Source organism: Kineococcus glutinatus (genome assembly GCF_039542765.1).
GTDB classification, from domain to species: Bacteria; Actinomycetota; Actinomycetes; order Actinomycetales; family Kineococcaceae; genus Kineococcus_A; species Kineococcus_A glutinatus.
In genome coordinates, this window is the sequence record NZ_BAABIL010000325.1 from 1 (window position 1) to 10406 (window position 10406).

Annotated in this window: 11 protein-coding genes and 1 riboswitch; of the genes, 2 read left to right on the top strand and 9 right to left on the bottom strand. The window is 76.1% G+C overall.

Going from position 1 to position 10406, the window contains the following annotated elements:
• The 3 genes from ABEB16_RS12720 to gcvP all read right to left on the bottom strand — a co-directional run.
• Window positions 1-974: SPFH domain-containing protein (locus ABEB16_RS12720; protein ID WP_345712619.1), on the bottom strand; the 974-nt coding region annotated here is incomplete at its 3' end.
• 42 nt (window positions 975-1016) lie between these two features.
• A complete protein-coding gene (locus ABEB16_RS12725; RefSeq protein WP_345712620.1) occupies window positions 1017-1520 on the bottom strand; it encodes an NfeD family protein in 504 nt (167 codons plus the stop codon).
• 103 nt (window positions 1521-1623) lie between these two features.
• Complete coding sequence (gene gcvP, locus ABEB16_RS12730) at window positions 1624-4557, bottom strand: aminomethyl-transferring glycine dehydrogenase (RefSeq protein ID WP_345712621.1); 2934 nt, start codon at window positions 4555-4557, stop codon at window positions 1624-1626.
• A gap of 90 nt (window positions 4558-4647) precedes the next feature.
• Window positions 4648-4763: riboswitch (glycine riboswitch) on the bottom strand.
• A 68-nt stretch (window positions 4764-4831) separates the two neighbouring features.
• Between gcvP and ABEB16_RS12735 the strand changes: the two genes are divergently transcribed.
• Together ABEB16_RS12735 and ABEB16_RS12740 are read left to right on the top strand one after the other, a co-directional pair.
• Window positions 4832-5596 (top strand): ParA family protein, encoded by a 765-nt coding sequence (locus ABEB16_RS12735; RefSeq protein ID WP_345712622.1) that lies wholly within the window; start codon window positions 4832-4834, stop codon window positions 5594-5596.
• 111 nt (window positions 5597-5707) lie between these two features.
• Complete coding sequence (locus ABEB16_RS12740) at window positions 5708-6310, top strand: hypothetical protein (protein WP_345712623.1); 603 nt, start codon at window positions 5708-5710, stop codon at window positions 6308-6310.
• A 27-nt stretch (window positions 6311-6337) separates the two neighbouring features.
• Here ABEB16_RS12740 and ABEB16_RS12745 read toward each other — a convergent pair whose 3' ends face one another.
• From ABEB16_RS12745 to ABEB16_RS12770, 6 genes are all read right to left on the bottom strand, one after another.
• Window positions 6338-6952: a MerR family transcriptional regulator gene (locus ABEB16_RS12745; protein ID WP_425560182.1), complete on the bottom strand. Its 615-nt coding sequence runs from the start codon at window positions 6950-6952 to the stop codon at window positions 6338-6340.
• A gap of 216 nt (window positions 6953-7168) precedes the next feature.
• Window positions 7169-7669, bottom strand: a complete 501-nt coding sequence (locus ABEB16_RS12750; protein ID WP_345712624.1) for a bifunctional nuclease family protein — start codon at window positions 7667-7669, stop codon at window positions 7169-7171.
• A gap of 63 nt (window positions 7670-7732) precedes the next feature.
• Window positions 7733-8446, bottom strand: a complete 714-nt coding sequence (gene ftsR, locus ABEB16_RS12755) for a transcriptional regulator FtsR (protein WP_345712625.1) — start codon at window positions 8444-8446, stop codon at window positions 7733-7735.
• Window positions 8447-8502: 56 nt separating this feature from the next.
• Window positions 8503-8931, bottom strand: coding sequence for an FHA domain-containing protein (locus ABEB16_RS12760; protein ID WP_425560183.1), 429 nt, complete (start codon window positions 8929-8931; stop codon window positions 8503-8505).
• A 281-nt stretch (window positions 8932-9212) separates the two neighbouring features.
• On the bottom strand, window positions 9213-9599 hold the full coding sequence (gene gcvH / locus ABEB16_RS12765) for a glycine cleavage system protein GcvH (protein WP_345712626.1): 387 nt from the start codon (window positions 9597-9599) through the stop codon (window positions 9213-9215).
• 86 nt (window positions 9600-9685) lie between these two features.
• Window positions 9686-10406, bottom strand: a 721-nt coding sequence (locus ABEB16_RS12770) for a DUF881 domain-containing protein (protein WP_345712627.1), incomplete at its 5' end; no start/stop codon positions are given.

Consider the following 10406-nt stretch of genomic DNA (forward strand, 5'->3'; position numbering starts at 1 on the left):
CCGGCACCGGCGTGCCGGTCCTGCTCGTGCTGCTGGTCGCGCTGCTGCCGGTCCCGCTCCTCCTGCTGCCCCGGCCCGGCACCCTCACCGCCGCGGCCCTCACCGCCGGCGAAGGCCCCGCCCAGCCCCCGCAGGGCCTCGCCCAGCTCGCTGGGCACGATCCACACCTTGTTCGCGCTGCCCTGCGCGATCTGCGGCAGCGTCTGCAGGTACTGGTACGCCAGCAGCTTCGGGTCCGGGTCGCCGGCGTGGATGGCCTCGAAGACCTCCGTGATGGCCTTCGCCTGGCCCTGCGCGCGCAGGATGGCCGCCTGCGCCTCGCCCTGGGCGCGCAGGATGGCGGACTGCTTCTCGCCCTCGGCGGTGAGGATCTGCGACTGCTTGTGCCCCTCGGCGTTGAGGATGACGGCGCGCCGGTCGCGCTCGGCGCGCATCTGCTTCTCCATCGAGTCCTGCACGCTGTGCGGCGGGTCGATGGCCTTGAGCTCGACGCGGTTGACGCGGATGCCCCAGCGCCCGGTGGCCTCGTCGAGCACCCCCCGCAGCTGCCCGTTGATCTGGTCCCGGCTCGTCAGCGTCTGCTCCAGGTCCATCGAGCCGATGACGTTGCGCAGGGTCGTGACGGTGAGCTGCTCGATGCCCTGGATGTAGTTGGCGATCTCGTAGGTCGCCGCCATCGGGTCCGTGGGCTGGTAGTAGATGACGGTGTCGATGCTCACGACGAGGTTGTCCGACGTGATCACCGGCTGCGGCGGGAACGACACCACCTGCTCGCGCAGGTCCACCACTGCGCGGGGCTTGTCGATGAACGGCACCAGCACGTTCAGGCCCGCCTCGAGCGTGCGGGAGTAGCGCCCCAGCCGCTCGACGATGACCGCGGTCGCCTGCGGCACGATCCGGATCGTCTTGGCGGCCGCGACCACCACGAGGACGACCACCAGCACCAGGACGAGGATCAGCACCACGTCACCCATCAGTTCCCCTCCTCGACACGTCCCACGACCCCGCTCGACGGCTCACGGGTTCCCCGCCGCTCCCGGCCCGGGCGGCACGACACCGGGACCGGCACCGACCACGGCGGTCGCGCCGTCGATCGCGAGCACGACGACGTCCTCGCCGACCGCGAACGAGACGCCCTGCGCCGAGCGCGCCGACCACGTCTCCCCCGCCAGCTTCACCAGGCCGCCGCGCGGGCCGACCTCGGCCAGCACGTGGGCGCTGCGCCCCACCAGCGCCGCCGGCCCGGTGGTCGCCGCCGGCGGGACCCGCAGCCTGCGCAGCAGCAGCGGGCGCACCCCCGCCGTCATGACCGCGGCGACCACCACGGCGGTGAGCACCTGCCCCACGGCGCCGGCGCCGGCCAGCGCCGCCACCGCACCACCGGCCGCCCCAGCGGCGAGCATGACCAGGACCAGGTCGAGGCTGACGACCTCCAGCAGCGCCAGCGCGAGCGCCGCCGCGGCCCACAGCAACCACGGGTGCTCGGTCAGCGAGCGGAACCAGTCCCCCACCTCCGGCACCCCCTCCCCCACCGACCCAGACCCCGGCGACCACGACCCCGGCGGACGACATCGCGCCGGACGCCGCCGATCCTAGGCACGGCAGACCGGCCGGTGGTGGACCTCAGCCCTCGGCGAGGTCCTCCAGCGGTGGGCAGGAGCAGACCAGCTGGCGGTCACCGGCCGCGGAGTCGATGCGGCGCACCGGCGGCCAGTACTTCGCGCGCGGGTCCAGCCCGCCGGGGTAGACGGCCTCGGCGCGCGAGTACGGGTGCTCCCACGCCGCCGTCAGGCTGGCCGCGGTGTGCGGGGCGTGCCGCAGCGGGCTGTCGGCCACCGCCCAGCGGCCGGCCTCGACGTCGGCGATCTCCGCGCGGATGGCGAGCATCGCGTCGCAGAAGCGGTCCAGCTCGGCGAGGTCCTCGCTCTCGGTGGGCTCGACCATGAGGGTGCCCGCCACGGGGAAGGACATCGTCGGGGCGTGGAACCCGAAGTCCACGAGCCGCTTGGCCACGTCCTCCACCGTCACGCCCGTCCGCTTCGTGATGGCGCGCAGGTCGAGGATGCACTCGTGGGCGACGAGCCCGCCGGGACCGGCGTAGAGCACCGGGTAGGCCTGCCGCAGCCGCGCCGCGACGTAGTTCGCCGACAGGATCGCCTGCTCGGTGGCCGCGCGCAGCCCGTCGGGACCCATGAGCCGCACGTACGCCCACGAGATGGGCAGGATGCCGGCGGAACCGAACGGCGCGGCCGCCACCGGCCCCACCCCCGCGCGGGCGGCCTCCTCGTCCAGCGTGGTGGCGGGCAGGAACCGGGCCAGGTGGGCGCGCACCGCCACCGGCCCCACACCGGGGCCGCCGCCGCCGTGCGGGATGCAGAACGTCTTGTGCAGGTTGAGGTGGGAGACGTCGGCGCCGAAGCGGCCGGGGCGGGCCAGGCCGACGAGGGCGTTGAGGTTGGCGCCGTCGACGTACACCTGCCCGCCCGCGTCGTGCACGAGCGCGCACAGCTCGGCGACGGACTCCTCGAACACCCCGTGCGTCGACGGATACGTGATCATGATGCAGGCCAGGGTGTCGCGGTGCGCCTCCACCTTGGCGCGCAGGTCGGCCAGGTCGACGTTCCCGGCCTCGTCGCACGCCACGACCACGACCCGCAGCCCGGCCATGACGGCGCTGGCGGCGTTCGTGCCGTGGGCGGAGGACGGGATGAGGCACACCGTGCGCGCCTCGTCACCGGCCGCGCGGTGGTAGGCGCGGATCGCCAGCAGGCCGGCGAACTCCCCCTGCGACCCGGCGTTGGGCTGCAGCGACACCGCGTCGTAGCCGGTGACCTCCGCCAGCCAGCGCTCCAGGTCGGCGACGAGCTCGGCGGTGCCCGCGAGCTGGTCGGCGGGGGCGTAGGGGTGCAGGTCGGCGAACTCGGGCCACGACACCGGCTCCAGCTCCGTGGTGGCGTTCAGCTTCATCGTGCACGACCCCAGCGGGATCGCCCCGCGGTCCAGGGCGTAGTCGGCGTCCGACAGCCGCCGCAGGTACCGCAGCATCGCCGTCTCCGAGCGGTGGCGGGAGAACACCGGGTGCGCCAGGTAGCCGGAGGTGCGCCGCAGCGCGTCGGGCAGCGCGTCGGGGCCCTCGAGCGCGGCGGGCGCGCCGAGGCCGAACCCGGCCAGCGCCGCCGCGACGTGCTCGGCCCCGGTCGTCTCGTCGCACGTGATGCCGACGGTGTCGGCGTCGACGCGGCGCAGGTTCACCCCCGCGGCCAGGGCGCGGGCGACGACGTCGTCGGCGCGGCCGGGCACGCGGGCCAGCACCGTGTCGAAGAACTCCGCGTGCACCACCTCGACGCCACCGTCGCGCAGCGCCCGGGCGAGGCCGGCCGCCGTCGCGGCGACCCGCGATGCGATGGCGCGCAACCCCTCCGGGCCGTGCCACACCGCGTACATGCCCGCCATGACGGCCAGCAGCACCTGCGCGGTGCAGATGTTGCTCGTCGCCTTCTCGCGGCGGATGTGCTGCTCGCGGGTCTGCAGCGCCAGGCGGTAGGCGGGCGCGCCGTCGGCGTCGCGGGAGACCCCGACGAGCCGGCCGGGCAGCGAGCGGGCCAGGTCGGCGCGCACCGCCATGAAGGCCGCGTGCGGACCACCGGCGTACATCGGGACCCCGAAGCGCTGGCTGGAGCCCACCGCCACGTCGGCGCCGAACTCCCCCGGCGGGCGCAGCAGGGTGGCCGCGAGCAGGTCGGTGGCCACCGTCACGACGGCGCCCCGGGCGTGGGCGGCGCGCACCAGGGCGCCGTGGTCGCGGACCGCCCCGGAGGTCCCCGGGTGCTGCAGCAGCAGGCCGAACACGGCCCGCCCGCCCAGCGCGGCCAGCGGGTCGGCGGCGTCGGCGTCGAGGAGCACGAGCTCGATCCCGAGCGGCACCGCGCGGGTGCGCAGCACGGCGAGGGTCTGCGGCAGCACGTCGGCGTCGACGGCGAAGACGGCGTCCGCCGCGGCCTTGGACACCCGCCGGGACAGGGTCATCGCCTCGGCCGCGGCGGTGGCCTCGTCGAGCAGCGAGGCGCCCGCGACGTCCAGGCCGACGAGGTCGGCCACCGCGGTCTGGAAGTTCAGCAGCGCCTCCAGCCGGCCCTGGGAGATCTCCGGCTGGTACGGCGTGTAGGCGGTGTACCAGGCCGGGTCCTCCAGGACGTTGCGCCGGATCACGGCCGGGGTGCGGGTGCCGTGGTACCCGGCGCCGATCATCGAGGGCACGACCCGGTTGCGCCCGGCCAGCTGCCGCAGCCGGGCGGTGACGGCGTGCTCGGGCAGCGCGGCCGGCAGGTCCAGGGGGGTGGTGTCGCGGATCGAGGCGGGCACGGCCCGCTCGACGAGCTCGGCGGTCGAGGCCAGGCCGAGGACGTCGAGCATCCGGCGGACCTCGCCGGGGCGGGGACCGAGGTGGCGGGCGGCGAAGGCCCCGGCGGCGGTGGCCGCGGCGGCGGGCAGCGGGTCGGCCGGTGCGGCGGAGGCGGCGGGACGCCCGTGGGTCGCGGGCACGTCGGTCGTCGTCATGGAGGTCTCCTGCGCTCGGGCGTCGAGCGGTGCGGTGGCACCGGTGCGGACCTCCCCGTCTGTCGCACCGGCGGGGCGCTCCAGATCGGCCTTCCCCGTGCGGTCCGGGCGCCTGAGAGGTTCCGGGGATGTTGCCCCTTCGGCGCCCCGCTCGACCCGCCGCGAGGGCGGGGCTGCGTCGGCGGGGACTCTCCCGCGCGGGGTCGACGGCCGCGGCCAGGGTATCCGACCGCGGCGTCCGCACCCGCCCTCGCGGACCACTACGGTGTCCCGGATGATCGCCCTCTCCGTGTGCAGCCTCAAGGGGGGCGTCGGCAAGACGACCGTCACGCTCGGTCTCGCAGGAGCCGCTCTGCGTCGTGGTGTTCCGACGCTCGTCGTGGACCTCGACCCACAGGCGGACGCCACCAGCGGCCTGGACGTGACGGCGCGGCGCACGGCCGACCTCGCCGCGGTGCTCGACAGCCCCAAGCGCAAGATCGTGGACGCCGCGCTCGCCCCCAGCGGGTGGGCCGACGACCACCCCGGTCAGCTCGACGTCCTCGTCGGCTCCGCCGCCTCCGCGCTGCGCGACGAGCCCGACCCGGCCGGCAAGGACCTCGCGGCCCTCGCCGCCGCCCTGCGCAAGACGCCCGAGCACCAGCTCGTCCTGCTCGACTGCCCCCCGTCGCTGGGCGCGCTGACCCGCTCGGCGTGGGCCTCCAGCGACCTCGCGCTGGTGGTCTCCGACGCGGGGCGCTTCTCGGTCGCCGCGGTGGACCGCGCGCTGCGCGAGCTCGGCGAGCAGCACGGCGCGGCCCGGCCGCTCGGGGTGCTCGTCAACCGCTACTCCCCGCGCTCGGCGGAACACCGCTTCCGCCTCGGGGAGCTGCGGGCCCTCGTCGACGGGCTGCTGCTGGAGCCGCTGCCGGAGCGGGCCGTCGTCCAGCAGGCGCAGGGGGCCGGCGTGCCGCTGCACCAGCTGCGCAGCGCGGCCGCCCGCACGCTGAGCGCGACGTTCGACGCGCTGCTGGACCGGGTCCTGGCCACGCGTGCGTGAGGTCCCCCGCCCGGTGCCAGGACCTGGCGGCCCGCGTGTTGGTCACCTAGGGTGATCAGCGGTGGCCGGTTCCGGTCCGGAACGCATCGGGGAGTGGGCCGAGGAGAGGGCATGGATCACCCCGGCGGTGCCGGCTGGTCCGGCGCGCCCGAGGAGGCCGACGAGGTCCTGCGCGCGCTCGCAGACCTCTACGCGCAGTGGTCGCGCGTGGGCGCCGACATCGCCAGCCGCTTGCGCCCCGGCGCCGGCGACACCGACCTCGACGCAGCGGAGGCCGCGCTCGCCGCACCGCTGCCACCGGGGACCCGGGCCTGGTTCCGCGCCGTCGACGGCGTCGAGCCGGTGCGCACCCGTTTCCGCACCTCGCTGCCCTCCATCGGGCCGGGCGGCTGGGTCCCGCTGTCCCTGGACGCGGCGGTGCGCCGCGTCCGGGAGCGCGACCCGTCCGACTTCGGCGACCGGCTGCCGCTGTTCGCGCGCGACGAGCAGTTCCTCGCCGTCCGCCTCGGTGGCGGGGTGAGCGTCGTGGACCAGCTGATCCTCGACGACCCCGCCGGGTCCTTCGCGCTGGGCTGGTCCGTGCCGCTGACCCACCTGCTCGGCGCGTGGGCCACCGCGCTCATCGCCAGCGTGCTGTGGCTGCCGGACGCCCACGACTGGGTCGTCGACCCGTTCTCCGCGCGCGCGCTGCGGCACGGGCACCTGCTCGACTGAAGCGGGCCCGGCGGCGGGTGCGCCCGGTCAGCCGGCCTCGCGGGCCCGGCGCCGGCTGTCGAGCTCGTCGACGGTGGCGTGCGCGACCTCGGGGACGCGGTCGGCGGGGCGCTCGCTGGGCAGCGAGGCCAAGGTGCCCTCCAGCTCGCGCCACACCCGGCCCACGGCGATGCCGAAGACCCCCTGCCCCCCCTGCACCAGGTCGATGACCTCGTCCGGGGAGGTGCACTCGTAGACGCTCGCCCCGTCGCTCATCAGCGTGATGTGCGCCAGGTCCTCCACCCCGCGCGACCGCAGGTGGTCCACCGCCGAGCGGATCTGCTGCAGGGACACCCCCGTGTCCAGGAGGCGCTTGACGACCTTGAGCACCAGCACGTCGCGGAAGCTGTAGAGCCGCTGGGAGCCCGACCCGCTGGCCGAGCGCACGCTCGGCTCCACCAGCCCGGTCCGCGCCCAGTAGTCGAGCTGGCGGTAGGTGATGCCCGCCACGCGGCAGGCCGTGGGGCCCCGGTAGCCGACCTCGGCGTCGAGGCCCAGCACGGGACCGTGGGCCAGCTCGCCGGTCGCGCGCACGGCGTCGGAGCGCTGGGACCGTTCGCCCACCGCCCGGGATCCCGCTGTCACGTCGCCGCCACTGCTCACGCCGGCCTCCTCGTCATCGCCACCGGGTCCGAGGCAGGGGCAGCGGGCTGCCGCCCTCCTCCGCACTCGCTCCCCGGTTGGGAGACGCACACGGGGGAACCCCCAGCGGTGACGCTCTGCACAGACGTTAGGGGGGAGTCAAGGGGTCGTCAACGACAACGGCCCCCAGCCCCCGGCGTGTCGCGATCCGGTCCGGCGCGGCGCGCCCGGGACCGCTCAGCGCGGTGGACCCGCGCCCGGGTCGTCGGGATCGGCCGCCTCGAAGTCCTCGGGGGTGATGTGGTCGAGGAACTCGCGGAACTTCTCCACCTCGTCCTCGTCCTCGTCGGGCACCGGCACGCCACCGGCGTCCAGGACCTCCTCGGCCCCCACGATCGGGCAGCCGACCCGCAGCGCGAGCGCGATCGCGTCGGAGGAGCGCGAGCTCACCGTGAGGTCGCCGTCGAAGACGAGCTCGGCGTAGTAGACGTTGTCCTGCATCGCGACGATGCGGACCTCCACGAGCGTCCGACCCAGGGCGGCGATGACGTCGCGCAGCAGGTCGTGCGTCAGGGGCCGCGGCGGCACGACGCCCTGCTGGGCGAAGGCGATGGCGCTGGCCTCCGGCGCACCGATCCAGATCGGCAGGTAGCGGTCCCCGTCGCGCTCCCGCAGCAGCACGATGGGGTTGTTGGAGGGCATCTCGACCCGCACCCCGATGACGTCGAGCTCACGCACGTCCCTCACCGTACCCCCGCCGCGGCGCGGTGGTGACCCGTGCCCCGGTCGCGGTGCCGCACGTCATCCCGTCATCCGGCTCAGGCCGCCCGCCACGAGGGCGGTGTGCAACCGGACGCACAGGGCCGCCATCTGGCGGGCGACCTCCCCGGCGCGCTCGGCGGGCCGGCCGGTCTGCTCCCCCGGCCGCTGCCGCTGCAGCGGCGCCACCACCTGCTCCACCAGCGCGAGCTCGCGGTCGGCGGCCGTGCGGAAGGCCCGCAGGTGGCGCGCCTCGATGCCGAAGGCGGCCAGCCCGGCGGCGGCGCGCACCACCTCCAGCGCCTCCCCGTCGAACCACGGCCCACCCGCCACCGGTGCGACGACGCCGAACGTCTCCAGCGCCTGCAGCAGCTCCTCGCTCGCACCGGAGTCGCGCAGCAGCTCCCCGCGGGTCAGCCGCAGCCGGCCGGCGCGCCCGCCGAAGCGATCACCGTCCGCGCCCGGCGCGTCGCCGGCCGCCGGCACGACCGGCGCCGCCCCCGGCAGGGCCGGCGGCTCGAAACCGCGGTCGAGGGCCTCCAGGTGCTCGCGGATCACCCGGAGCGGCAGGTAGTGGTCGCGCTGCGCCCCCAGGACGTAGCGCAGCCGCTCCACGTCCTCGGCGGAGAACTTGCGGTACCCGGCCGGGGTCCGCTGCGGCTCCACGAGACCCTGCTCCTCGAGGAAACGGATCTTGGAGATCGAGATGTCGGGGAACTCGCCGGACAGCTGCGCCATCACCTCCCCGATCGTCATGCCGGGCTGCCCGCCCCGCCGCGCGGACCGCGGCGGCACGGGACCGGGCAGCGAGGTCACGGGGCGGACCCGCCCTGGGGCGGGGCACCGGCACGCCGAGCGGCGTGGAAGACCATGCGGTACTTGCCGATCTGCACCTCGTCGCCGGTGCGCAGGACCTTCTCGTCGATGCGCTCGCGGTCGACGTACGTGCCGTTGAGGCTGCCGACGTCGCGGACCCGGAAGCCGCCGGCGTCGTCGCGCAGGAACTCGGCGTGCCGGCGCGAGACCGTCACGTCGTCCAGGAAGATGTCGTTGCTCGGGTGGCGTCCCGCCGAGGTCCGCTCCGCGTCGAGCAGGAAGCGCGCCCCCGAGTTCGGGCCCCGGCGCACCACCAGCAGGGCCGAGCCCTGCGGCAGCGCGTCGACGGCCTCGTGGTCCTCGGCCGACAGCCCGCCCTCGCCCGCGTCGTGCAGGTCACCGGGCGCCAGGTGCGCGAACGACATCGTCGTCTCCGGCCCGCCCCGGTCGTCCCCGCGACCGGACCCTGCCGGCGGTCGGGCGTCCGGGCCGTCCGGCTCGACCGCTCCACCACCCGACGGCGACATGGCACCACCTCTCGCGACGCTGGCACTTCCCGACGCACCGCCGGACGGGTTACCGACCACCCCGGCGATCACCGGGCCACAGCCTAGCCGTGGCCCGGCGGGGGCCTCCACCACGCCCACCCGCCGACCCCTCCCGCGGCCGCGCCCGGCGGCCCGCGGCGGCCTGCCCCGGCCGGGGTTCAGCCGGCGTGGTCGGCGTACTCCGCGGCGCTGAGCAGGGAGTCCACCGCCGCGGGGTCGGTGGGCCGCAGGGTGAACATCCAGCCCTCCCCGTACGGGTCGGAGTTGACGAGGTCCGGGCGTGTCTCCAGACCCGGGTTGTGCGCCAGGACGGTGCCGCCCACCGGCGCCGTGATCTCGCTGACGCTCTTCGTCGACTCCACCTCCCCGCACGCGCTGCCGGCCTCGACGGACTCGCCCTCGGCGGGCAGGGCCACGTACACGACGTCGCCGAGAGCGGCCTGCGCGTGGTCGGTGATGCCCACGACGAGGGTGCCGTCCTCGCCGCGGCGCACCCACTCGTGCTCGCTGGTGTAGCGGAGGTCGGCGGGCACGGCGGAGGACATGGGCGGGCTCCTGTCGGTCCTGGCTGCGCCGCGTCACGGCGGTGGGCGGCGGCCGCGGCGGGATCGCTGCGACGGCGGCGCGCACGCTACCGCGCCGGCGACGACGACGGCGCGGGGCTGGCCCAGCGCAGCTGCGGCGCACCGGTCACCGCGGAGACGAGCACCTCCTGCGAGGAGGTCACCGCCGCGCTCGCCCCCCGGGACCGGACCACCTCCAGCACCCCGCCGGGGATGTCGAGGGCCGGTGCCAGGGTGGTGGGCTCCCCCACCGCGGTGATCTCGTACGGCGGGCGGACCAGCACCTGCCCCACCAGGACGCCACCGGTGGTGTCGGTGATCGCCGTGCTCGCCACCACGCGCGCCGCGCCGATCTGCAGGGCCTCCGCCCGCGCGTCGCGCAGCTCCTGCACCGCGTCCAGCAGCGTCGCCGCCCGCACGACGCCCGCGGGGTCCTCGATGCGCAGCACGATGCCCGGGCCCGCCGCGGGCACCGTGCCGGCCAGCAGCGAGTACGTGTCCAGCCGCTCGCGCGCCGCCCGCGCCGCGGCCTCGGCGCCGTCCCCGCCGGCGGTGAGCTCCGAGCGGGTGCGCTCCAGCCCCCGGGCCTCGGCGGCCAGCCGCTCGGAGCGGTCGGAGGCGTCGGACAGGATCCGCACCAGGTCGGTCTCGCGCGCCTGCTCCAGCCACTCCTGCCGGGCCTGGCGCACCTGCGCGACGACCGCGAACCCGAGGGCGGCGCACAGCACGCCCGCCAGCAGCTGGCCCCGGCTGGCGCGGGGCCGGGAGGCGCGCAGCAGCCGCCGCCAC